The following is a 22,746-nucleotide window of genomic DNA, read 5'->3' on the forward strand; positions in this document are numbered from 1 at the left end:
CTTCGGAAGCGGACGCGGGCGCGCTCACGGCTTTTCTCCGATCGCGGGTCCGCCAAGCCGCCCGGCCACGGCCTCCACCGTGTGGAAGACGCGCACGGCCGAGCCGCGCCGTTGCAGCTTGCCGGCCATGTTCATAAGGCAGCCGAGATCGCCGCCGAGCAGGATCGCCGCGCCCGTTGACTCTACGGCCTCGGCCTTTTCCTCCACCACCGCATTGGCGATGGCGGGATATTTCACGCAGAACGTGCCGCCGAAACCGCAGCAGACATTGCTGCCCGGCAGGGGCACGAGATCGAGCCCCTCGGCGCTTTCGAGCAGGCGGCGCGGCTGGTCGTGCACGCCGAGCTCGCGAAGGCCCGAGCAGGTGTCGTGATAGGTCGCCTTGGCGGCAAAGCGCGTCCGAGCGGGCTGGAAATCCATGACATCCACGAGAAAGCTGGTGATCTCGTGGGTGCGCGCGGCAAGCTCCTCCGCCCGGCGCAGCCACGCGGGATCGTCCCGGAACGTGTGGGTGTAGTCGTGGCGGATCGTGCCGGCGCAGGAGCCGGACGGCGCCACCACATAGGCATAGCCCTCCAGCGCCTCGATTTGGTGGCGCGCCATGGCGCGCCCGCCCATCTCGTCGCCGGAATTGAAGGCCGGCTGGCCGCAGCAGGTCTGCTCCAGCGGCACCTCCACCTCGCAGCCCGCCGCCACCAAAAGATCGCGCGTCGCCTCGGCGATGCCGGGCCGCATGACGTTGACGAGGCAGGTGACGAAGAGGGCGACGCGGGGCCGCTCGGGTTTGGATCGCTCTCCCATGGCGGCCTCCTTGCCGTCTTGGCTTGTGCCCCACCTTTGCGACGGCGCGCGCGCGGGCGCAAGGCGGCGTGACGCGGCGGGGCAGGGTGCCCGCGAAGGCGCTTGGCAGCGTCGAAGACTCGTGCTTAACTTTTCCTCAATCCGAACGGAGGCCTAGAAAATGTACGTAGTCCGTATCGATTGCGAAGATGCCCGCAAGTTCCAGGTCTTCACGAAGCTGCGCGACGCGCGCGTCTTCGCGCGGGAAGCGGGCGAAGGCGAGGGCGTGGAAGATGCGCCCGTCATCTTCGAAGTGCCCGGCACCGAGGACGCCGAGATCGCCGTGATGGCGGTGCGCGACGGGATGGGGCTTCCCGTGATCGAGCCCGAGCCGGACGCAGCGGTGATTCTGGCCTCCATGGGGCTGGGCACGGGGCTGCGGATTTAAAGAACTCGGGAAAGCCCGCAGGGGTCGGTGAGCTGGATCTTTCGCGCGCTCATATCAGAGCGAAGGCTTGGCGATGCGCTCTCGCATGAATCGATCTTCGCTCCTTGCGAACCGGCGAGAATCCCTTGGCCCATCCTGCGTCCGCAGGTCTTGGCCCGGCTTCTAGCGCGCGATCGCGAAGCCGAGCAGCAGGAGGATTTCGCAGATCTGCTGCGCGGCGCCCAGCGTGTCGCCCGTGGTGCCGCCGAGGCGGCGCAGGAGAAAGGCGCGAAACAGGCAGAGGCCACCGACGCCGAGGAGCGCCGGCAGCACCGCGCCCGCGACGCCGCCGATGGCCGCGCCGGCTAAGGCCGCGATCGCCAACGCGGCGAAGGCGGCCCACCGGCCCGCCCTTCGGCTCGGCGCCTCCATGCGGCTCGACAGGCCGCCTGGCCGGGCCGACGGCAGGCTCGACCAGATCCAGGCCATGGCGCCCCGGCTGGCGCCGGCGGCCGCGATCAGCGCCAGGGCGGCGAGCGAGGGCGCGTGGCCTGCGAGATCGCCGAGCAGCACGGCGCGGGCGGCCATGCTGCCGATCAGCGCCAGCGCGCCATAGGTGCCGATTCGGCTGTCCTTCATGATCTCCAGCGCGCGCTCGCGCTCGGCATGGCCGAACAGGCCATCCGCCGTGTCGGCCAGCCCGTCTTCATGCAGCGCGCCGGTCAGCGCGATCAGACAAAGAAGGGCGAGCAGCGCGGCGGCGAGCGGCTGCAGGCCCAGGGTCGCAAGGCTCAAGAGCAGGAGGGCCGGGGGCAGGGCAATGATAAGGCCGACAATGGCGAAGGCCGAGGCGTCGGCCCCCAGCGGCGGGGGGCTGCCGTCGAAGACGTGCGCGGGGGCCGGCAGGCGCGTCAGAAAGGCGCTCGCGCGCCAGAAGCGTCCCCAAAGCTGATCCATCGGCTCCCATCACCCCTTGCTCGAAGCCCGTCCCGTGAACCCTTGGCTCAGAGGTGGCGCGCCCTTTTTCGCCTTGCCGCGAGAAGCATTGCGGCTCGGCGGGAATGTCCTTCCGGCGAGCGTCCCGTTTGCGCGCGGCCGGCTTCTTCCTTAAGGAGCTTCGCGTCGATCCGAAACGGGGCGCGGCGCCGGCCAAAGGCGCGGTTCGGCCCGGACGATCCGCCCGCGCGCCTTTGGCCGGCGGCTTCGCCTCGGTTCGACGCCGGCAGCGGACGGCCCGTTCCGCCCGGCCCGCATCGCTTCGAGGAACCGCTTTCCATGTCCGCCACCGGCCTGCCCTTCGACGATATCCGCGCGCTGATCGCCCAGATGCCGGGACCCGACATCCGCGCCCGCCACGACGCGCGCCACCGGCAGGAGGAACTGACCAAGCCCTCCGGCAGCCTCGGCCGGCTGGAGGACATCGCGGAATGGATGGCGGCGTGGCAGGGCCGCGCGCCGACCGTCAACCGGCCGGTGGTCGCCGTCTTCGCCGCCAATCACGGCATCGCCGCCAAGGGCGTCTCGGCCTTTCCGCCGAGCGTGACGCAGGCGATGGTGGAGAATTTCGCGGCCGGGGGCGCGGCGATCAACCAGATCTGCGCGACCTTCGATCTCGGCCTCAAGGTCTTCGATCTCGCGCTGGACTATCCCACCAACGACATTTCGGAGGAGCCGGCGCTCAGCGAGAAGGACTGCGCGGCGACCATGGCCTTCGGCATGGAATGCCTCGCCGACCAGCCCGATCTTCTCTGCATCGGCGAAATGGGCATCGGCAACACGGCGGTCGCCGCCGCTCTCTTCGCGGCACTTCTGGGCGGCGAAGCGGCGGACTGGGTCGGGCCGGGCACGGGGCAGGACGCGGCCGGCATGGCGCACAAGCGCGCCGTGGTGCAGCAGGCGATCGATCTGCACCGCGCGCATTTCGGAAATCCGCTTGAAGTCCTGCGCCGGCTGGGCGGGCGCGAGATCGCGGCGATGAGCGGCGCGATCCTGGGCGCCCGGCTGCAGCGCGTGCCGGTGATCGTGGACGGGTTCGTCGCGACGGCGGCGGCCGCCGTGCTTCATGCGCTGGACCCGACCGCCCTCGACCATTGCCTGTTCGGCCATGTCTCGGCCGAGCCCGGCCATCAGGCGGCCTTGGCGCGGATGGGCAAGGTGCCACTCCTGGCGCTCGGCATGCGCCTTGGCGAGGGCACGGGCGCGGCGCTCGCGGGCGCCATGGTGAAGGCCGCCGTCGCCTGCCACAACGGCATGGCGACCTTTGCGCAGGCCGGCGTGCCGAACCGCGACTGAACGACGAAAGGCGGAGCCGCCGGGCTCCGCCTCGTTCGTATGGGCTCCGGCTTCAGCCGAAGACGTGATGGTCGGTCAGGTCCTTCACCGTCTCGTTGAGGAAGGTCACCTTGTCGCCGCCGTCGAAGAAGACCACGACCGAGCTGCCGGACTGCACCATCGCCGGCAACTGGCCGTGATGGCCATAAGCCGACCAGTCGACCCGGTCCTCAGCCGCGTTGAAGTCGGTGATCGTGTCCGCGCCGCCGCCGGGGCCGAAGACGAAGAGATCGCGCCCCGAGCCGCCGGTCAACCAGTCGTTGCCGCCGCCGCCCCGGATCGTGTCGTCGCCGGCCTTGCCGTCGATGATGTCGTTGCCTGCGCCGCCGGTGAGGACGTTCCCGACCGCGTTTCCGTAGAGCGAGGCGGCCGTGTCGCCGGCCGTGCCGCGTACGGCCGAGCCGGTCAGGATCAACTGCTCGACATTGGCGGGCAGGGTGATGTCGATGCTGGAGATCACCGTGTCGCGCCCTTCGCCGGGCCGCTCGATGACGAGGTCGAGCGGATTGTCGACATAGTAGATGTCGTCGCCCGTGCCGCCGATCATCGTGTCCGCGCCGGCCTTGCCGTCCAACTGGTCGTTTCCGCCGCCGCCGATCAGGATGTTGTCCAACGCGTTGCCGTGTAGGACATTGTCGAGATCGTTGCCGGTGGCGCGCAGGGCGCTGCCGGTGAGGACGAGCTTCTCGACATTGTCGGGCAGCGTGTAGTCCACGGAGGAGTTGATGCAGTCGGAGCCTTCGCCCGCCGCTTCCACGACCTTGTCGCCGGCATTGTCGACATAATAGGTGTCGTTGCCCGTGCCGCCGGCCATCGTGTCCGCGCCCGCGCCGCCGTCCAGCACGTCGTTTCCGGCGCCCCCCCAAAGGGTGTTGTTCATGGCGTTGCCGAGAAGCGTGTTGTCCAGCGCGTTGCCGGTGCCCCGCAGGGCGCTGCCGGTCAGCGTCAGATTCTCGACATTGTCGGGCAGGATGTAGTCGATCGAGGCGGCGACGGTGTCACGCCCTTCGCCGGGCTTCTCGACCACGAGATCGCCCGCATTGTCGACGTCGTAATAGTCGTCGCCCGTGCCGCCGATCATCGTGTCGGCGCCGCCCTGGCCGATCAGCGTGTCGTTGCCGGCGCCGCCGATCAGCATGTTGGCTTCCGCGTTGCCGAACATGCGGTTGGCCTCGTCGTTGCCCACCACCTTCAGCGCGCCCGACAGGAGGACGACGTTCTCGACATTGTCGGGCAGCGTGTAGTCAACCGAGGTGTGAACCGTGTCCGTGCCGCCGCCGGCCTTTTCCAGGATCGTGTCGCCCGAATGGGTCACGACAAACGTGTCGTCGCGCGCGGTGCCAACAAGCGCTTGGAATGCGGGCTTGGCCGGCGTGGCGACCAGCGAGTTCGTCGGCACCGAGGCGAGCGGGCTGTTGGCCAGGCTATAGGCGCGGATATAGTCCACCTTGAGGTCCGCGCCGTTGAAGGTCGAGGCATCAGCCGTCTTGTCGATGGCCAGATTCACCAGCATGTACATCGGCCCGTGCATGTCGGCCGGCGTCGCGACGGACTTCACCGCCGTTCCGTCGAGATACCAGGTGACCTGGCTGGCGGTCCAAAGCACGCCGTAGGTGTGGTAGCCCGTGGTGAGATCGGGCGTGAAGATCGTGCTGGAAAGCTGGTTGTCCTTGCCGGTCGAATGGTCGTGGGTCGTCGCGGTCCACAGGTCCGTGCCGTGGCTTTCCATGACGTCGAGCTCGGAGCCGCTCTTGCTCGTGGTGTAGAGCCAGAAGGCGGGCCAGACGCCCTGTCCGGCGGGCACGTCCATGCGCGCTTCGAAATAGCCGTAGGTCTGGGCGAAGCTGTCGCGCGTGGTCAGGAGGCCCGACGTGTACTGGTAGCCATAGAGCGCGCCGAGCTTGGCGTCCGGCGTCTTGTCGGCATGGATGGTGAGCACGCCGTCCTTGACCTTGAACGGGTCGATCGAGACGGACTTGCCGTATTTGTCGACCATGGAGGTGTCGACATAAAGCTGCTTCTCGCTGTTGGCGGGAAGCGTGCGGGCGGCGACGCCGTTTCGATCTCCGCCCCAGCCATAGTCGGTGCGCCAGGTGCCGCCGTTCTGGCCGTTCGACAGGTTGAGACTGTTGAAGTCCTCGTTGAAGGTCTGCTTGAACTGCGAAGTGTCGAGCTTCAGATGGAAATTGTCGGCGCTGAAGTCGGCGACCTTCGTGTCGAGGATCTTCACGGAATCGGTGGCCGACATCTTCAGGACGACATCGTTGCCGACCTGCGTCATCGCCGCCTTCACCTGCGAGAAGCTGGTGAAATCATAGCCGCTGAGGCGGATCGTGTCCGGCAGGATGGAGGGGCTGGAGGTCTTGCCGGGGTGGAAGTCGGTGATGACGTCGTAGCCAGACTTGGCGCTGAAGTCGAAGATGTCGCCGCCACCGCCGCCGGTCAGCACGTCGTTGCCGGCGCCGCCATTGATGATCTGGCTCTTGGCGTTGCCGACGATGTAGTTGGCGAGCGAATTGCCGAAGACGCCGTCGGCATAGCCGACGAAGGCGTTCTCGACATGGTCGGGCATCACGAAGCTGCCGCTGAGATAGACCGAGTCGATGCCGCCGCCGGCCTTCTCGACGATCTTGGTTCCGGTCTGAACCTGATAGTAACGGTCGTCGCCGTTGCCGCCGATCAGGGTGTAGTTGCCGACGCCGACAGTAAACCCGTCGTTCTCGTCCGTTCCCGTCGCCGTGCCGTTCACCAGTTTCGAGCTGGTATAGGCATTGCCGGCTTTGACATAACCGCCGCTGAGCTTGACGGGGTTCCCGAAGAAATCCTGAAGCGCCATGTTGCATCCCTCTGAGCTTGGAAGGATGCTACGCGGGGAGTCCTAACTCCTCTGGGTTATGTCATTTATGATTTTAACGACTTGGGCTCTTGCGGGAAATCAGGCAAGCAAAGCAAATGGATCGTTCTAATCGCGCGAAGATATAGTTCAAATCCGAGCCAATCCTGCTCTCACGCCTTGGGGCCCAGGGCCTTGCCGAACAGATCCGCGATGGCGAGTCCGCCGCTTCGGCTGAGATGGTTGTCGTCGGCATAGAGCGGGGTCGCGTCCAGCAGCATGGGGCAGCCGCGCTCGGGCGAGCAGAGCCGCGCCCCGACATCCACGATGCGGAACGGATGGGCGCGCGCCACCTCCGCCAAGGCCTGGCGCAGCGGCGCCTGCCGGGCCTCGTGGACGGAAAGCGGCAGGCTCGTCTCCGAGGGACGGCCGAACAGCGCATGGAACATCAAGGCGCGCGGAACGTCGAAGCGCTGCTCCGGCACGAAGGCGAGGAGCGTGACGTCGAGCGGCCTCAGCGCCTCCACCATGCGCGCGAGGCCGCGGCGAAACACGGCGGCGTTTTCCGCGTAGCCCGGTGCGGGCGAGGCGTCGTCGGTGATGAACCAGCCCTCTCCACGAAGCTGGCCGAAGCGGTTGCCGAGGAGGGCGCTGGTCCAGCGCGCGGTGACAATGGCCTGCCCGAGTTCGGGATGGCTCTTCACGAAGGCGAGCGCGGCGTCCACGAAGTCGCGGCATTCCGGATTGTCCTGCCGAACGCCTGCCAGCGGAAAGCAGCCGCTATGGACGAGGGCATAGCCCTTGCGCCCGGCCCTGCGCGCGGCCTCGTCCATGGCCGGCATTTCGGCGTCGGCGAAACTGTCCCCGATGAAGACGAAGCTCGGCGCCTGGGCGCCGGGGTCGCCGATCAGGCAGGCCTCGCCGGCCCGGAGCCGATCGATCGCGATCCGGTCGCATTCGCCGCGGCGCGGGTTGGTGTCGAGGGCTGCGGCGGCGTAGCTGCGGGCGGGCTCTGGGAAACGCCCGGTGAAGCCGCCGGTGACATGGGTGGCGAGGGTGAAGGCCAGCGTCAGCGCGCCGAGGGCGGCGGTCGCCCAGAACAGGCGCCGCTGCTGGCCGGGCCAGGCATGTCGGAAAGGCTGCTCGATGAAGCGCCAGGACAGAACCGCGAGCACGCCCGTGGCGCCGAGCGCGAGCGCGCCCTCCGTCGGGGTCAGCTCGCGCATCAGCAGGTAGCGCGCGCCGACCAGAACCGGCCAGTGCCAGAGATAGAGCGAGTAGGACACGAGCCCGACGAAGACGAGGGGCTTCAGCGACAGGAGAGCGCTGATCCGGTTGTCCCCGTGCCGGCCGGCCTGGAGCAGCAGCGCGGCGCCGAGGCAGGGCGGCAGGGCGCTTTCGCCCGGAAACAGCATTCCATCGTGATACAGAACGAGCGATCCGAGGATCAGGAGAAGGCCGGCGAGGCCGCAAAGCTCGGCCCTGCCGCGCGTCGCGGGCGCGTGGGGCCAGAGCGCGACCAGCGTGCCGGCGAGGATCTCCCAGAAGCGCGAGAAGGGCAGGTAGAAGGCCAGCGAAGCGTTGACGCGCACCAGCCAGACCGACAGGGCCAATGACAGGAGGAACCCTGCCAGCACGAAGGCGAGCCGACGCGCGGCCGGCATGCGCCCCATCAGCATCGCCGCCAGCGGGAACAGGACGTAATACTGCTCCTCCACCGCCAGCGACCATGTGTGCAGGAGCGGCGCGGTCTCGCTGGAGGGATCGAAATAGTCGCCCTTCAGATAGAAATAGAGATTGGACAGGAATCCCGCCGTCGCGGCCATGCTCTTGCCCATGATCTTGTAATCCATGGGTGTGGCGAAGAGCGCGAAGACGAGAGCGGTCGCCCCCATCACGGCGGCGAGCGCGGGCACGATGCGCCGGATGCGGCGCTCGTAGAAGCGCGCGATCGAGAAGTCGCCCGCATCCACTTCGCGGAAGATGATGCGCGAGATCAGGAAGCCGGAAATGACGAAGAAGATGTCGACGCCGACGAAGCCGCCCGGCAGCATCGCCGCGTGAAACAGAAGCACCGAGAGGACGGCGATCGCGCGCAGCCCGTCGATGTCGGCGCGGTAGGGCTGTGGGGCTCGGTGAGAGGCGCTGGACCGGGGTGCGGACGGGGCGCCTGGCCCCGCCTCGGCGGTAGGCGCAAGACCATGTGCAAGTGTCGAGACGATCTTACCTTGCACTGCGGTATGCCTGTCATGCGTCCGGGTTTTCCTGACATACATCCTCTAGAGGATTGGACAAGATGCTAGAACCGCAGGGTTGTTCTCGAATAAAGAGAATAAAACCCTCGGTCGAAAATGAGATAGGACAGGTGTACCGGCGGATATTGCAGCGCAAGGCCTACGGGGAAAGGGTGGGCTTGGTCGGGTTATGAACCCGCGACACACCCCATCGAGAACCTCGTCGAAAATCCTTGCGCTCCGATGCCGCAGACTTCAGACCGAAAGAACCTTCACGCCCTCGCTCGCCAGGCGCGCCACGCTGAGCTTGCCGCCCCGGCAGGCGTTCGTGTCGACGCCGATCCGGTAGCGCGACAGGAAGGGCAGCTTGGTCGGCGTGTGGCCGTGGATCACCGTGCGCTCGAACGGCGGGCCGTCGTGTTCCAGGAAGGGCCCGCGCACCCACATCAAATCCTCGTCGCTCTGCGCCTCCAGGGGCACGCCCGGTCGCGCCCCGGCATGGCAGAAGAAATAGCGCGGCGTGGACAGGACGACGGGAAGTCGTTTCAGAAAGGCGAGATGGCTCTGCGGGATCTCCTGCGCGAAGCGCAGCATGATGTCGGACAGGGCGCGGCGGCGGTTGCCGGCCAGGTGCTGGAGATCGTAGCCGTAGGAGAATAGCGTTTCCGTGCCGCCGAACTCCAGCCACCATTCGGGGTCGACCGAACCCTCCACGAAGCGCAGCATCATGTCGTCGTGGTTGCCGCGCAGGCAGACGCGGCGAAAGCCCTCGGGCGGCGGGGCGATGAGATGATCCAGCACGCCCGCGCTGTTCGGCCCCCGGTCGACATAGTCGCCCAGCATGACGATGAGCTTCAGGCCGGGCGTGCGCTTGCCGTCGGCCACGATCCGCTTTTCCAGCTGCTGCAGCTTGTCGAGGCAGCCATGCACGTCGCCGATCGCGTAGATCAGGGTCGGCTCGCCCGGCAGCGCGAGCCGGGGAAGAGGCTCGCGCCCCGGTTCGCTGCGCGAAGGCTTGGCGCGTCCGTTCGAAAGCGCGCGCAGCCGCTTGCTGAACCAGTTCACCATCCTCCGCTTCACCGTTCTTGCCAAATCGCTGTTTCCCTCATGCGGGCCTCGTTATAGGGAAGAGCGGCGGACCGTGCGACGGGTTTGAGGCTAGAGCTTGTTATGAACCGAGGACGCGCCCCAGCTGGGGGCAGCCAAGTCCGGCACAGCTCCAGCCTCAGGGTGTCCAGCGTTTCGCAGGCACCGAACCGACCGGACAGGCAACGCCGCGCGGCCCGATACGCTCCCCGAAATCGCCACTGGTTGGGAGAGGTCGGCGGACCGCTTTGCGGCTTTTCAGAGCAGGTTGCGCGGCTCCGTCGCGAAGCGGAGCGGAGCTCAATGCACACGAGGCGGATGCGATGGCCGGCTTGATCGGCGCCCGGCTCGACCCGCGTCGGCTGGGGCGCCTCGCGTTCTGTCTGGTGCTGGCGGCCGGCTTCGTTTGGAAGGCCGCCGCGACGCCCATTCCGGCTCTTCTGTCGGCGCTCGCCTTCGCGCTTCTGGCCCTCTCTGCGGCGTTCTGCCGGCCGGCCGGCGGGGCGGGCCGCCTGTTCGACCGCGCGCTTCTGATCGGCGGCGCTCTGGCCCTCTTCGCGCTGTTTCAGGCGTTTCGCGTCGAGGGAAATCCCTTGGCCCACCCCGTCTGGAGCGAGGCCTCGCCCTTTCTGGGCGCGCTGCCCGGCGCCATCTCCGTCGCGCCCTTCGCGACGCTTCAGGCCATGCCGACCGCGCTCGCGCCCTTTCTCGCCTTCGCCGCGACGCTCGCCTTTTTCCACGACGATCGCTCGGCGACGCGGCTGCTGCGCCTTCTGGCGCTGCTCGGCGGGGCCTTCGCGGCCTTCGGCCTCGTGCAGGTGACGCTCGCGCCGGGCAGCCTGCTCCTGTTCGAGAAGCAGCATTATCTCGACAGTCTCTCCGGCTTCTGGGTGAATCGCAACGCGGCCGGCGCGCTGCTCGGCGTCGCCAGCCTTGCCGCGCTCGCCTGGCTGGTGGACGCGATGAAGGGGCTCGATCTCAGCCCCAGAAACCGGCTCCTGCCGGAGGACGGCGCCTTTTCGATTTCGCCCGACCGGCTGCTGCCGGCGGGGATTCTGGTGCTCTGCGTGCTCGCGCTGTTTCTCAGCAAGTCGCGCGGGGCGCTGATGGCGACGGTCGGCGCCTATGCCGTGGTTCTGCCGCTGATCCTGCACGATCTCGGCAGCCGGCGCGGTGCGGACGATCGCGGTAGGCCGGCGGATCGGCCGAGCCGCGTCCGGCGCTTCCTGTTCGCCGCCGCGTCCGGCCTGCTTCTGGTTGGTCTCGTGGTCGGCCTGTTCGGCGGTCTATCCAGCGCGCGCCTCGCGCAGGAAGGGGTGGACGACGGGCGCCTGTGCTTCTACCGCGCGGCGCTGGAAGCCATTCGCGATCGCCCCGCGTTCGGCTTCGGCCTCGGCACGTTCGACTGGGTCTTTCCCGCCTATCGGCAGGCCGACTGCGCGGCGCTGCCCGTCAGCGTTTCGCGGGCGCACAATGTCTATCTGGAAGCGCTGGTGAATCTCGGCCTGCCGTTCCTGCTTCTGGCTTTGGTGCTAGTCGGCGCGCTTCTCCACATGCTGCTTGCGGGATACCGCGCCCGCATCCGCCGCCGGCATGTGCCGATCGTCGGGCTGGGCGTGGTGATCCTTCTGGCGCTGCACGGCCTCGTGGACTTCTCGCTGCAGGTGCCCGGCATGGCTCTGTATGCCGCCGCCTTTTTGGGCGCGGTCGGCACGATCGGCTCACGGCGCGCCGCCGTGCGGGGCGCAAGGCGCGAGACCGCGCGCGCGAGCGAGACTCAGCCCGCCGTCTGAAGAAAGCGCACGGGCTTTCGCGGCGAAGGCGGCAGGGGGTGGCGCGCGTCGAAGCCGCAGGCTTCCACGGGAAGCGGGGGCGCCTCGGCGGCCCGCGCCAGAAGCTCGGCGGCTTGAGCTTGTTCGAGCTTGGCCGCGCGGGTCAGGAGAGGCTCTCGCCGATCGAGGGGGACAGCGCTGAGCACGCCCACAAGGCCAGCCCGCGTCTCCGGCCGGTCGAGCGCGGTGAGAAGCGCCAGGCTGTCGTCCGGCGCGCCGCCGGCCAGGAAACGGCAGAGATCCACCCGCAGGAGCGGATCGGCGAGCTGCTCCGCGAGATCGGGGCTTTGGGCCAGCGACACCCAGCGCAGCGCCATGGCTGCGCCCTCATAGGGGGTCTGGCGCGCGGAAAGGCGCATCATCGCGCCGTAACGCACCGGCTCGAACGCGGCCAGGAATTCCAGCGAGGCAAGGCGCGCCCAAGTCTGCCCATCCAGCGGCGCACAGGCGAGCGAGGCGCGGGCGGCCGCGTCCGCCGCCTCGAAGCGCTGGAGGCGCATGTCGAGATCGACCCCGTCCGCCACGTCGCGCTCGAGCAGGAACAGAGCGGCGCTGAGCCGGGCGCGCAGCGGGCGCTCGGCGCAGCCGGGGCCGGCGGGCGCGGCTGCCTCCAGAACCGCGCGCGAAGTGGGCGCGATGCGGGGCAGGGCGCGCGCCGCCTCCAGCGCCTCGGCCGTGCGCGTCAGCGGCAGAGCCGAAATCTCCGCCTGGAGAAAGCCGAGCGAGAGCGCGCCGACCAGGGCCGCGAGCGCCAGCGCGATCAGGCTCGGACGTCGCCGCGCTAGGCGCTGGCTCGGCGAGGACGGGCCGGGCTCCCGGTGGGCCTCTGTGCCGCCCGATCGGGGCGAACGTTCCCTCGGCATCGAGCGGCGCTCCGCCCGTCAGTTCCGGTAATATGCGTCGTAGCGCGAAGAATAGTATTCCGACGAGCCATAGGCGCGGTAGAGCTTCATCTTGCTGCTGTCGGACTTGGTGAGGACGATGCCGAGGCACTTGGCGGCGACCGTCGGATTGTTGCGCAGGATGCTGCGCACGACATGGCGCGCCGTGCGGCCCCACTCCACCACGAAGACGAAGGCATCGACCCGGTGCGCGAAGGCCTTGGCGTCCACGATGGCGCCGAGCGGCGGCAGGTCCACCAGCACATAGTCGAAATGGGCGCGGGCTTCCTTCATCAGGGCGCCCATGCTGGCCGAGCTCAGAAGCTCGCTGGAATGCGAGATGCGCTGCTTCATCACGGCGGGCAGCACGGCCAGCCGACCCGAGGCATCCCACAGGAGATGCGGCGCGGCGTCGCCCCGCCCGTCGAGAATGGTTTCCACGAGGCCCGTTTCGGGCCGGGTGGCAAGGCTGCGGGTGAGGCCGGGATTGCGCAGGTCGCCGTCGATCAGGATCGTGCGCCGATCCTGCGAGGACAGGAGAACGGCAAGGTTGGACGAAGTCGTGGACTTGCCCTCGGAGGGCAGGCAGGACACGATTCCGATCACCTTGGAGCGCTCGTCCGGCAGGCTGACATCGGCGGCGATGCGCACGTTGCGCAGCGTCTCGGCGAAGGACGACATGGGGTGGTCGCGCGTGTGCGCGGCGATGGCCCCCGGCGCCCAGAGGACGCCGCCCGCCGCCAACGCGCCGGCTTCCGAGACCTGTCGCGGATTGGGCTTGACCAGCGGCAGGTAGCCCAGGAACTCCAGGCCCGTCTCGCGGATGACCTGATCGCCGACGCGGAAGAAGCGATCGCGATACTCGCGCCAGGCGCCCGCCGCCGTGCCGGCGCCGATGCCGAGAAAGGTGAAGAAGGCCAGCATCAGCGGCTTCTTGGGCGCGCTCGCCTTCTGCGGCACCTCGGCCCGGGTGATGATGCGCGCCTGCGTGACCGGGAAGGACTGCTGCTGGATCGTTTCCTGGTAGCGCTGGAGGAAGGTCTCGTAGAGCGTCTTGAAGGCCTGCGACTGGCGCTCCAGCTCGCGCAGGCGCACCTGCGTCGTGTTGGCGTCGGCGTTCACCGCAAGGGACTGCGTGAGGTTGGCTTCGAGCGACTGCTCGCGCGCCAGCGCCACCTTGTAGGCGTTGCCGTAGCTTTCCGAGATGCGGCCGAGCTCGGCGAAGATCAGCCGCTCGTAATCCTTCATCTGGTCGCGCAGGCGCACCGCCTGCACGTGGTTGGCGCCGAGCTTGGCGCTGATGTCGGCCTCGCGGCGCGAGGCCGAGAGATATTGCTCGCGCAGGCTGTTGATCGTGGTGCTGACCAGCGCGTCGTTCACCACCGCGTCGGTCCGTCCGCTTTCCATCAGGCCGCGAATCTGGTCGTATCGCGCCTTGGCCTCGGCGGTTTCGGCCTTGGCCGTCACCAGCTGCGAGCTGACGCCGGTCAGCTGCTGCTCGCTGACGAGTTGGCCGTTGCTGGCGATCAGATTGTTGTCGGTGCGGAACTTCTCGACCGCGAGATCGGCGTCGTAGGACTGGCGCTGCAACTCGGCGATGCGGTCCTGCAGCCAGTTTCCTGCCCGTCGCGTCGCGTCGTACTTGGCCTCGAGCTGGTCGTCGAGATAGGCGTCGGCATAGCCCTGCGCGATCTGCTGGGCGAGAACCGGCGTTCCCGCCTTGTATTGCAGGTTCAGCACATAGGTGCGCCCGACGCGCTCGACCTCGACATTGCGCACGAGGCGCGAGGCGGCCTCGGCGATCCGCTCCTCGTCGGAGCTCGGGTCGATCTCGGGCGACCAGAACAGGCTCGGCAGGAAGGTCACGAGGCTCTTCACCGCCCCGGTGATGCGCCCGATGACCGAAGGCGAGGCCTTCATGAAGGCTTCGTTCTCGGCGAGATGCAGCCGCTTGGCCACGCTTTCCGCCAGATGGGTCGACTTCAGAAGCTCGACCTGGCTCAGCATCTGCGCCTCGTCCTGAAGGATCGCGGTCGGCTCGCTGAACTGGTCCGTCAGGCGCGGCGCGCCCTTGTCGATGAAGATATCGGCGGAAGCGGTGTAAACGGGAACGGCGGTCAGGATATAGGCGACGCCGAGAAGCAGACCGCCCAGCGCACAGGCGATGACGAGCTTGTATTGCCGGCGAACGGCCGAGAGAATCCGCTCGAAATCGATCAATCCACCCAACTGGTGATCGTCCGCCGCCTCGGACGATCGAACGTCGGGGGCACGGGTCTCGGGGAAATGCAGCACGGGGCGATCCTGTTCGAAACGGACGGGGCCGATCCTACCCCGTTCCGGCGCATTCGCACATGCAATAAAGTTTAAATTATGTAGGTTTCGCGTTCCGCAGGCCGCCATTCAACAGGTTTGGCCGGCTATGGATCGAAGCTGCTGGCGAGTTGCGCGAGGCGACACAGCACTTTGCCTCGGCGTCTCGGCGAAGGGATTGTTGCGGTGCAGCGATAACCTGGGGTGGCGGGGCGATCGGGTCGCCCCCGACCTTCAGCTCGACGGGCTGGCGTCCCGGTTTTCGGTGACGGGCGGCAGCGTCGTCGGCGCGGTGGTGATGTTGGTCGTGTTGGTGGTGTTGTTGATCGTCGTGGTGCCGGCGGGCGCGCCGAGAAGTACGAAGCTCGTGCCGCCGGACCCCGAGCCTTCGGTGAAGGACAGCGAGGTGGAGGGGCGCGAGGCGCTGGAGCCGGCGTCCGTGTTGGCCACCGTGCTGTTGCTGCCGGCGCCGTTGGAGGTGCCCGCCGCGCCGCCGCCCGAAAGCGAGCCCGCGCCGCCACCGGCGCCGCCGCCGGCCGCGCCACCACCCCCGCCGCCACCGCCCGCCGCGCCGAGCGCGGCCGTGGCGGGCTGGGCCAAGGCGGTGGTGAAGGCCGCGATCAGCGCCGGGTTGGCGGAGGCTGCGACGGTTTCCTGAATGAAGGCGGCATAGGACGGGGCGATGGACTGTCCGGCCTGCGCGGCGCGGGCGAGCCCGGCGCCGATCGCGGCGCGCTGCGACGGCGACAGGCCATCCCCGGTGGACAGCGTCAGAAGCGCCGGCAGCGCCTCGGCCGAGGAGGCCGCGAGGCGGCGCACCTGGTTGGCCATGGCCGCGCCGCCTTCGGGATAGGTCGAGAGCATCTGCGCGGGATTGTCGAGAAACGCCCGCAGTTCGATGTCGCCGACCCTACCGGGGCCGGTGAGATAGGCGGACGGCGGCGTCGCGCCGCTATTGGGCGCGAGCGCGGCGACTTCCTGCGGCGCCGGGTTGCCTGCCGGGGCGCCGGTTGGCGGCGTGGCCTCGGCGGTGGGGCTAACATTGGCCTGCGGCTCGGCTGTCGTTGATGCTGCCTGGGAGGGCGCTGCCTGGGAGGGCGATCCCTCGGAGGGCGATCCTTGAGTGGGCACGGGCGACGAGGCTGCGGGCGATGCGGGCGCGCCTGCGTCCTGCGCCAGCGCCGGGAGGTTGAGGCCGAGCGTCAGGGAAAGGGCTGCCGAGGCGGACAGGAGAAGGGAGCGGGTCATGACGGCATTCGTCCTATGGAGGCGGAATGCCTCGGCGCGGAATCGATTGGCCCGGACGCCGGCGAGACGTTCCGGGCCGCTGATGCGCTAGGGCCTCAGCGCAGGGTTCTCTCGGCGTTGCGAACCAGCACGGCATCGGTCGCCGGGCCGGCGACGCCGGACGTCACCGTGTTCACGACCGCGAGGAACTTCGTCACCTCGGCCGAGTCGGAGTTCGAGATATAGAGAATGTCCTTGTCGCGCATCCCGAATTTCTGCGCGAGGAACAATCCGTCAGGCTTGCGCAGGTTCAGGCGGAAGATCACCGGGAACTGCCCGTCGCCGCCCTTGGTGACGCCGGTCTGGACGCCCATGCGCGTCAGTGTCTGCGCGTCCACGAGACGATACAGGAAGACTTGGGCCGGATCGGCGCGACTGTCGAGCAGGCCGCCGACCTTGCCGATCGCCTCGGCCAGCGTGAGGTTCGACTCGTCGAAATCCACACGCCCCGACAGGCCCGAAGCGCCGAAGGCCAGGAAGGTGCGACGCTCGCGGTTCACGTAGACCACATCGCCTGGATACAGGAAGATGTTCTCGCGCGGATTGGACAGCAGTTCCTCGAAGGGCACCGTCGCCGTGGTGCTGCCGCGCTGGAGCGTGACGTAGCTTTCGCGGCCCGGCGCGCTGAGGCCGCCGGCCCCGGAGATCGCGTCCAGCACCCGCTCGCCGTTCGGATTGATCTCGATCTTGGCCGCCCCGTTCACGTCGCCCAGAACGGAAATCTGGCTGGACCGGCTCTGCACGAGGTTGATGACGACCTGCGGCTCGATGGCGCGGTCGGCGAGGCGCTGCTCGATATCGGCGCGAATCTCTTCCGGCAGGCGGCCGGCGGCACGGATCGCCCCGGCATAGGGCACGTTGATCTGGCCGCGCGTGTCGACCGTCTGGTTCGGCAGGGTGATGAAGTTGCCCGGGCGGCTGCCCGCGTCGGCGGGAATGAACAAGCCGCCGGCGGCGGACTCGAACAAGGTGATCGACACCACGTCGCCCACGCCCAGCGGCAGGCTCGGCGGCCCCTTGCGGCTCGGGCCGAAACCCGTGCTCAGCGTCTTGTTGGCTTCCAGCGGGAAGAAGCCCAGAACGTTGGCGGTAAGATCCACCAGCGCGTAGGGGGTCTGCTCGGTCTTCTGGGCGGCGAGGTATACGGAAGCCTGCCGCTCGATCGCCTGATCGTCCGGCCCGGAGCGCGGCAACGTCGAGCAGCCCGACAAGGCGAGCAAGGCTGACGCAACGCTCGCGAAATAGGCTTTGCCGTAAGACCGCATACAAAACCTCTCATCCCGTCCGACGGCTTGCTGCCGTGCATCACGGTGCTTGGACCCGCTTCTCGCTTCGCGGAAGAACCGCGCCGCAGCGCCAGACCGCCCCTCCCGGCGAGGCTTGCGGGCTCACCGTGGTAAAGGGCCGCTTAACGCGGCGTCATTTTTCTTCGGACTCAGATACCTAAAAAAGCCGGGTCAAGCGAATCTTCTCGCGATTTCGGGTGAAGAACCCTGTGGGTGATGTCGCACCGCAACAGAATTCAGGGTTCCGGGCACCTTCGCGGAGGTCGAAAAGCGGCCTTCTTATCCCCGATCTTTCCTCGATTTATCCCCCTCGCGCGCCGAGCCCCTACTCATGGGCTTCCCAACCCGGAGGTCCCATGCGAGCGTTTATCGAGAACTTTCCCTTCAGCTCCAATCGGCCAGCGCTGGCGCCCGTCTTTCCCGACTATGTGGAGGAGGTGAAGCTCAGCGCTGACACCTCGACCCTCGTTCCGCTTCCCGAAAGCGCGCGCTTTGCGCTCTTCTCGTTCGACGGCCATGTGCGGGTGCGCCTCGGCACGAAGACCACGAGCCTCTCCGATCCGCGCACGACCAGCGACGGCTCGGGCGCGGAGTGGAACCCGGCGGCGCGCCGCATTCCCGAATTCCTGCCCGACGGCGTGACGCGCCCGACGCATCTATGCCTTCGCGCGCCGGCCGCAACGGTCGGCTCGGTCTCGTTCTACGCATGAACGCGCTGTTCCGCTCTCCCGTCAGCGCCCGCCCGTTCGGAGCGGGGCTCCTGTCGCGCGCGCCGCGCCTCATCTCCGCCCTGCTGCCCGACATGGCGTCCGGCCTCCCCTCCTTCACGTCCTATGGTTTCGGCTCGGCCAACCATCTGGAGGAGGCCGACCAGCGCGGGCTGCTCTTTCCCGCCGGCGCCTCGGCCCTGCCGCTGGTGACGGAGGACTGGTTTCAGGGCTTCTTCTTCAGCGTGGACGAAATGCTGCGCCAGCAGGCGGTGAACTTCGTTCTAGCCGCCAAGGGCGCATCAGGCAGCAGCGACGTGTCGCGCATCACGCTGCGCGGGGGCTTCGAGGCCGGCGGCCTCACGCCGCTCAGCGTCCTGGTTTCGGCGCAGAATGCCATCACGCGGGGCTGGGGCACGGGCCTCAATCGCAGCGCCAGCCTGGAGCGCGGTGCCGACTATCTCCTGGTCTACGGCCAGAAGGGCAACCTGCCGTTTCAATGCGTCGTGCGCGTTTCCGCCGACGGCGAGGCCGCGCCGGACCTGACCTCGCTTCAGGTCGGCACGCCCAACGATGGGCCGAGCTCCTGGCGCTATCTCGACCGCAACAGCACGCAGCCGGCCTGGACGGCGGCCGGGTCCTACGAGTTCCTGTCCGGGCTCGGCGGCATCGTGGATATCGCCGACGGCGGCAATCGCTTCGCGGCCGGCGGCACGGTGGCGGGCTTCTTCAATGTCTGGGGCTCGTTTCCCTTCCGCGACGGGTTGCCCGACGGGACCACCCTGTTGGAACTGGCTGGCGGCACGCTGGACCCGGCGGGCCTCGCCGCGCGCCTGCCCGGCACGCTGCGCTTCGCTGCCGATCTGAAGGGGCCGGGCGATGTCGCGGCCGATCCGCGCGGCGCGGTGACGCAAGCCATGGTGGAGACGGGCAAGGCCCTGCTGGCTCCGCCCTATGCCGCCGCGCCGCTGCGCCAGCCGCCCGCGCTGCGCCTGCGCCCCTTCGGCGATCGGTTCGTTCTGCCGCTGCGCGACGCGACGCGGATCGGCACCGTGCCGTTCAGCGGCACCTATGCGGGGGAGGCGCCGGCGGACGGGTTCGAGGTGCGGCTGCTGCGCGCCGACACGGGCGCCGAGCTCGTCGGCTGGACCGCGCTGAACGCCGAGATCGACAAGACGGCGCGCCGCTTTTCCGGCACGCTCAAGGACGTTCCCGCCGCCATCGCCTTTCGCCGCGAGATCCGGCGCAAGGGCCAGCCGTCGAGCGTGGTGAACGGGGGCGACCGGCTCGCCATCGGCCTCGTTCTGGTGGATATCGGCCAGTCGCAGCTGGCCTATCAGGGCTATGCGATGGACGACACGGTGGGCGGCGGCGGCGGGCGCCAGCTGGCGCCGACGCTGGACCCGAACCTCTTCTTCTCGATTCTCAAGCAGCCCTCCTCGCTGCATGGGCAGGCGCAGGGCTTCGGCGGCCCCAAGGGCTCGGTCGCTCTGTTCCAGCCCTACAAGGCGGACCAGCACGGCGACGGCAACATCGTCACCTTCGAGGCGATCCGTCGTCTTGCCGGCCTGCCGGTGATGATCGTCGACACGGCCGTGCCCGGCTCCCATCCCAATGGCTGGAGCTTCGACCGCAAACGCTTTGCCTATGCCACCCTGTTCACCCCGGACGGCGCCGCCACGGCGTTCACCTTCACGCCCACGGCCGCCGGCCTGTCGGGCGAGGGCTTCAACCCGGCGCCGGCCCTGGTGCCCGGCTCCTTCGCGATCCGCGTCGGCACGATCGATATCGTGGACGATGGGGCGGGCAATCTGACGGGCAGCGGCGTGACGGCCGGGACGATCGACTATGCGACGGGCAAGGTGTCGAACCTCATCTTCGCGGCGGCGCCCGCCAGCGGAACCGCCGTCTCGGGCTCGTTCCGCTTTTTCGCCACCGCGCCCGAAACCAGCCAGACCATCGCGGCCGGTCGCTGGTCGCTCTGGGGCGAAGAGGGTATGCCGCTCGACCGAACCAACCGGACCGGGCGCCTTCAGGTGCATCTGGCGCGTCTGCGCGGCGTCGCCCCCTCGCTCTATCGGATGTACTGGTACACCTCGATGGAAAGCGCGGCCGGCAACGCCGGCTTCCCTGCGGTGATGGATCGGTTCAAGGCGCGGCTCGACGCGCTTTATCCGCAAGGCGCGGACACGCTTTGGGGCCTCGCCTTTCCCGGCCGCTCCGCCTCCGCCGAGGAGCGCCTTACCTACCGGCCGATGGCGCTGCGCCAGCGGCAATGGGCAGCAGTGCGCCCCTTCGTGCGCTCGCTCGGCGACACGCTCGACCTGGAACTGGCCAACAACATGGGCCCGCACCCGTCCGCGCGGATCGGCAGCCGGACCTTGGGCGAGCGGCTCGGCGTCGGCTGCGCCGCGCTCTTCACGCCGGGGCTTGGCGCCGAAGGGCCGGTTCTGCGCTCGGCCCGCTTTACCGACAGCGGCCGGCAGGCGATCGAGCTGCGCTTTGATCTGGCCACTGGGCGCGCGCTGGCGAGTGCCGACGGCAGCACCTCCGGCCTTGTCGGCTTTCGCGTCGCGCCTCCGGTCGGCGGCTCGGTGCAGGTCGGTTCGGGCTGGCTGGAGACCGGCTTCTCGGCCGCGATCTCGGGCGCGGACCGCATCACGCTGACGGCGTCTGGCTCGCCCTTCGTCGCCGGCCAGCGGATCGCCTTCGGCAACGGCTCGCCGATCTTCACCGGCAGCGGCGCGACGCAGGAGGCGGTCGACAACGCGACGCTTCTCAAGATGCCCGGCGACGACGACCGCTTCTTCGCCGGCATCGACAAGTTCGAGCGCAGCGGACGGCGCGGCAATCTCTTGCGCCCGTTCGATGACGTGACCGTCGCCGAAGCCTGAAGCTCAAGGAGGAGGGCTCCGGCCCTCCTTCCGACCTTGGGCAGCGGCGCGGGGCCGTCCGCCCGTGTCCCGCATTTGCGGAAAATGCGCCACAAATGCCCGCCGAATTCAACTCAAAACAAGCCTGCTTTCGCGGCAAATTCGGAGAAAATCATCTTCTGCTTGTCGATGATGTATTGTCGATGCGTGCGGATATACATCCAAAAATGCGGTTTTAATAAAATGCAAAGGTGCGGTTGAACCCTCTGTCGGGAGGCGGCGTGGTGCCATTGGGCAAAGAACAGCGGAAGGAGTCCCGCCTGTGTCCCGAGCCTCGTTCCTCACCTTGACGGGTGCGCTTCTTCTGTCCATCGCCGCGTTTCCCGGCGAGGTTTCGGCCGTGGAGGGCAAGGCGACGCGCGCCTCCCACGTGCCGGCCGGCGCCGGCGCGCTGGCGCCCTTTCCCTATATCCAGTTCTGCCTCGCCAATGCGGGCGACTGCGCGACCGCCAGCGGCGTCGCGGTGATCGACTGGACGCCCGCCAACCGGGCGCTTCTGACCAACACCAATCTTGCGGTGAACCGGCGCATCAAGCCGGTGCGGGACGCGGTGGACATCTGGCGCGCCGATGTCGCGCAGGGGGACTGCAACGACTACGCACTGACCAAGCGACGCGCACTCCTGCAAAAAGGCCTGCCCCCCGGCGCGCTGCGCATGGCAGTAGCCACCACGGCGGAGGGCGAGTGGCACGCGGTGCTGGTGGTCGCCACCACGGCGGGCGACATGGTTCTCGACAATCGCTTCGGCCAGTTGAAACGCTGGAACGAGACCGATCTCCACTGGTCGAAGATCGCCTCGGCGGAGGACCCGCGCGTCTGGCGCGCCGTGTCGCGCTGACGCCGGCCGGCGTCAGGCGCCCGTGCTGGGGCTGGCCTCGGCCGGCACGCGCGCCTTGATGGCGGCAATGGCGGCGCGACGCTTCTCGATCGGGATCGGGTTGGTGGATTGGATCAGCATGGCGACATGCTGGGGCTCGACGGTGGCCACGATCGCCTCGATATCCACCGTTTCCTCCGGCGACCAGACGGAATTGTAGAGCTTGCGATCGGCCGCCGCATGGCCGCTTGGCTCGGCCAGCCCTTCGGCCACGAACTCGCCGTAGAGAATGTATTCCGACACGGTGCGCGCCTTGGTCAGCGCGCGCTGCCAGGTCTGGCCGGTGACGGTTTCCACCCGGGCGAGCAGCGCTTCCAGCACCGGGCGGCGCCAGATGATGAGCACGCCGATATAGTTGAAGGCTTCCTCGGCCTTGGGCTTGGTGACGCCCAGCAGGCGATGGGCGGTCGCGCGCCAGCCGCGATGCGTGTCGAGATCGCGGCCCTGCACATGGCGCTGGAGATGCAGCGCGTCGCCCAGGCGCAGCATGTCGAAGGTGAAGGGGCGGAACAGATGCACGTCGCTGTCGGCGAAGATGAAGATGTCGGCCTTCGAGAACTCGGCGGCCGAAAGCTTCACGATCTGCTGCACCAGCCAGCCGCTGATACGCCCGGCGCCTCGCAGGTAATATTGCTCGCGCAGCCGACGCGACTTGCCGAAGGGCAGGGGAATGCGGGTCGGCAGCGGCAGGCGGTGAATGCCGTGGCGATGCAGGATGCTTTCCGGCGTCAGGATGCGCCGGTTGGGCCCGGCCAGCGGCGCGAACAGCGCTTCGTCGCGCTTGGGCACGATCAGGATATGCTCGTGGTCGAAGCGGACGAACTCGTCGACGCTCCGGCAGAGAGCGCGCGCCAGTTCGAAATCGTTGCGATAGGACGGCGTGATGATGGCGACGCGCGGATTCGTCATGGCGGACGGACTTTCGCTGGAACGGGCAGG

The 22,746-nt window shown here is 68.4% G+C and carries 16 protein-coding genes; 6 read left to right on the forward strand and 10 right to left on the reverse strand.

Annotated elements, in window-relative coordinates:
* Positions 1-24: 24 nt before the first annotated feature.
* Positions 25-801, reverse strand: coding sequence for a (Fe-S)-binding protein (locus AUL32_RS00580; RefSeq protein ID WP_062110966.1), 777 nt, complete (start codon positions 799-801; stop codon positions 25-27).
* 160 nt (positions 802-961) lie between these two features.
* Here AUL32_RS00580 and AUL32_RS00585 point away from each other — a divergent pair, with 160 nt between their 5' ends.
* Entirely contained in the window at positions 962-1,228 is a 267-nt protein-coding gene (locus tag AUL32_RS00585) for a hypothetical protein (RefSeq protein ID WP_061974041.1), read from the forward strand.
* Positions 1,229-1,390: 162 nt separating this feature from the next.
* Here the strand turns inward: AUL32_RS00585 and cobS are convergent, their stop codons facing one another.
* A complete protein-coding gene (gene cobS / locus AUL32_RS00590; protein WP_062110967.1) occupies positions 1,391-2,164 on the reverse strand; it encodes an adenosylcobinamide-GDP ribazoletransferase in 774 nt (257 codons plus the stop codon).
* 318 nt (positions 2,165-2,482) lie between these two features.
* Here cobS and cobT point away from each other — a divergent pair, with 318 nt between their 5' ends.
* Positions 2,483-3,499: a nicotinate-nucleotide--dimethylbenzimidazole phosphoribosyltransferase gene (cobT, locus tag AUL32_RS00595; protein ID WP_062110968.1), complete on the forward strand. Its 1,017-nt coding sequence runs from the start codon at positions 2,483-2,485 to the stop codon at positions 3,497-3,499.
* Between the two features lie 52 nt (positions 3,500-3,551).
* On the opposite strand, the gene AUL32_RS00600 is transcribed toward cobT, so the two are convergent.
* The 3 genes from AUL32_RS00600 to AUL32_RS00610 form a co-directional block, all read right to left on the reverse strand.
* Entirely contained in the window at positions 3,552-6,374 is a 2,823-nt protein-coding gene (locus tag AUL32_RS00600; RefSeq protein ID WP_062110969.1) for a family 16 glycosylhydrolase, read from the reverse strand.
* A gap of 170 nt (positions 6,375-6,544) precedes the next feature.
* A complete protein-coding gene (locus AUL32_RS00605; protein ID WP_192847399.1) occupies positions 6,545-8,605 on the reverse strand; it encodes an acyltransferase family protein in 2,061 nt (686 codons plus the stop codon).
* A 255-nt stretch (positions 8,606-8,860) separates the two neighbouring features.
* A complete protein-coding gene (locus AUL32_RS00610) occupies positions 8,861-9,670 on the reverse strand; it encodes a metallophosphoesterase family protein (RefSeq protein WP_192847400.1) in 810 nt (269 codons plus the stop codon).
* A 344-nt stretch (positions 9,671-10,014) separates the two neighbouring features.
* On the opposite strand from AUL32_RS00610, the gene AUL32_RS00615 reads away from it, so the two are divergent.
* Complete coding sequence (locus AUL32_RS00615) at positions 10,015-11,484, forward strand: O-antigen ligase family protein (protein WP_062110972.1); 1,470 nt, start codon at positions 10,015-10,017, stop codon at positions 11,482-11,484.
* Here AUL32_RS00615 and AUL32_RS00620 read toward each other — a convergent pair.
* The 4 genes from AUL32_RS00620 to AUL32_RS00635 all read right to left on the reverse strand — a co-directional run bounded on the left by AUL32_RS00620 (position 11,469) and on the right by AUL32_RS00635 (position 17,269).
* Positions 11,469-12,386 (reverse strand): hypothetical protein, encoded by a 918-nt coding sequence (locus AUL32_RS00620; protein ID WP_062110973.1) that lies wholly within the window; start codon positions 12,384-12,386, stop codon positions 11,469-11,471. The two genes, AUL32_RS00615 and AUL32_RS00620, sit on opposite strands and share 16 nt — an antisense overlap.
* An 18-nt stretch (positions 12,387-12,404) precedes the next feature.
* Positions 12,405-14,699 carry a polysaccharide biosynthesis tyrosine autokinase gene (locus AUL32_RS00625; RefSeq protein WP_192847401.1) on the reverse strand — a complete coding sequence of 765 codons (2,295 nt, stop codon included), beginning with the start codon at positions 14,697-14,699 and terminating at the stop codon, positions 12,405-12,407.
* Positions 14,700-14,951: 252 nt separating this feature from the next.
* Positions 14,952-15,965, reverse strand: coding sequence for a hypothetical protein (locus AUL32_RS24905; RefSeq protein ID WP_062110975.1), 1,014 nt, complete (start codon positions 15,963-15,965; stop codon positions 14,952-14,954).
* A 95-nt stretch (positions 15,966-16,060) separates the two neighbouring features.
* Complete coding sequence (locus tag AUL32_RS00635) at positions 16,061-17,269, reverse strand: polysaccharide biosynthesis/export family protein (RefSeq protein WP_062110976.1); 1,209 nt, start codon at positions 17,267-17,269, stop codon at positions 16,061-16,063.
* Between the two features lie 377 nt (positions 17,270-17,646).
* Here AUL32_RS00635 and AUL32_RS00640 point away from each other — a divergent pair, with 377 nt between their 5' ends.
* The 3 genes from AUL32_RS00640 (at position 17,647) to AUL32_RS00650 (ending at position 21,768) form a co-directional block, all read left to right on the forward strand.
* The gene (locus tag AUL32_RS00640; protein ID WP_062110977.1) at positions 17,647-18,000 is read left to right on the forward strand and encodes a hypothetical protein; all 354 of its coding nucleotides are present in this window, start codon (positions 17,647-17,649) and stop codon (positions 17,998-18,000) included.
* On the forward strand, positions 17,949-20,891 hold the full coding sequence (locus AUL32_RS00645; protein ID WP_062110978.1) for a hypothetical protein: 2,943 nt from the start codon (positions 17,949-17,951) through the stop codon (positions 20,889-20,891). Before AUL32_RS00640 ends, AUL32_RS00645 begins: the two co-directional genes overlap by 52 nt.
* 301 nt (positions 20,892-21,192) lie before the next feature.
* Positions 21,193-21,768, forward strand: a complete 576-nt coding sequence (locus tag AUL32_RS00650) for a transglutaminase-like cysteine peptidase (protein WP_061974065.1) — start codon at positions 21,193-21,195, stop codon at positions 21,766-21,768.
* 12 nt (positions 21,769-21,780) lie between these two features.
* On the opposite strand, the gene AUL32_RS00655 is transcribed toward AUL32_RS00650, so the two are convergent.
* Entirely contained in the window at positions 21,781-22,716 is a 936-nt protein-coding gene (locus AUL32_RS00655; RefSeq protein WP_062110979.1) for a DUF6492 family protein, read from the reverse strand.
* Positions 22,717-22,746 lie beyond the last annotated feature (30 nt).

This window comes from Aureimonas sp. AU40, assembly GCF_001463785.1.
In the GTDB taxonomy this organism is placed as follows: domain Bacteria; phylum Pseudomonadota; class Alphaproteobacteria; order Rhizobiales; family Rhizobiaceae; genus Aureimonas.

Coding starts and splice junctions, on each gene's coding strand:
- AUL32_RS24905 (WP_062110975.1), bottom strand. CDS start 15,965: ATGACCCGCTCCCTTCTCCTGTCCGCCTCGGCAGCCCTTTCCCTGACG.
- AUL32_RS00655 (WP_062110979.1), bottom strand. CDS start 22,716: ATGACGAATCCGCGCGTCGCCATCATCACGCCGTCCTATCGCAACGAT.
- AUL32_RS00615 (WP_062110972.1), top strand. CDS start 10,015: ATGGCCGGCTTGATCGGCGCCCGGCTCGACCCGCGTCGGCTGGGGCGC.
- AUL32_RS00620 (WP_062110973.1), bottom strand. CDS start 12,386: ATGCCGAGGGAACGTTCGCCCCGATCGGGCGGCACAGAGGCCCACCGG.
- AUL32_RS00645 (WP_062110978.1), top strand. CDS start 17,949: ATGCCTTCGCGCGCCGGCCGCAACGGTCGGCTCGGTCTCGTTCTACGC.
- AUL32_RS00635 (WP_062110976.1), bottom strand. CDS start 17,269: ATGCGGTCTTACGGCAAAGCCTATTTCGCGAGCGTTGCGTCAGCCTTG.
- AUL32_RS00600 (WP_062110969.1), bottom strand. CDS start 6,374: ATGGCGCTTCAGGATTTCTTCGGGAACCCCGTCAAGCTCAGCGGCGGT.
- AUL32_RS00580 (WP_062110966.1), bottom strand. CDS start 801: ATGGGAGAGCGATCCAAACCCGAGCGGCCCCGCGTCGCCCTCTTCGTC.
- cobT (WP_062110968.1), top strand. CDS start 2,483: ATGTCCGCCACCGGCCTGCCCTTCGACGATATCCGCGCGCTGATCGCC.
- cobS (WP_062110967.1), bottom strand. CDS start 2,164: ATGGATCAGCTTTGGGGACGCTTCTGGCGCGCGAGCGCCTTTCTGACG.
- AUL32_RS00585 (WP_061974041.1), top strand. CDS start 962: ATGTACGTAGTCCGTATCGATTGCGAAGATGCCCGCAAGTTCCAGGTC.
- AUL32_RS00640 (WP_062110977.1), top strand. CDS start 17,647: ATGCGAGCGTTTATCGAGAACTTTCCCTTCAGCTCCAATCGGCCAGCG.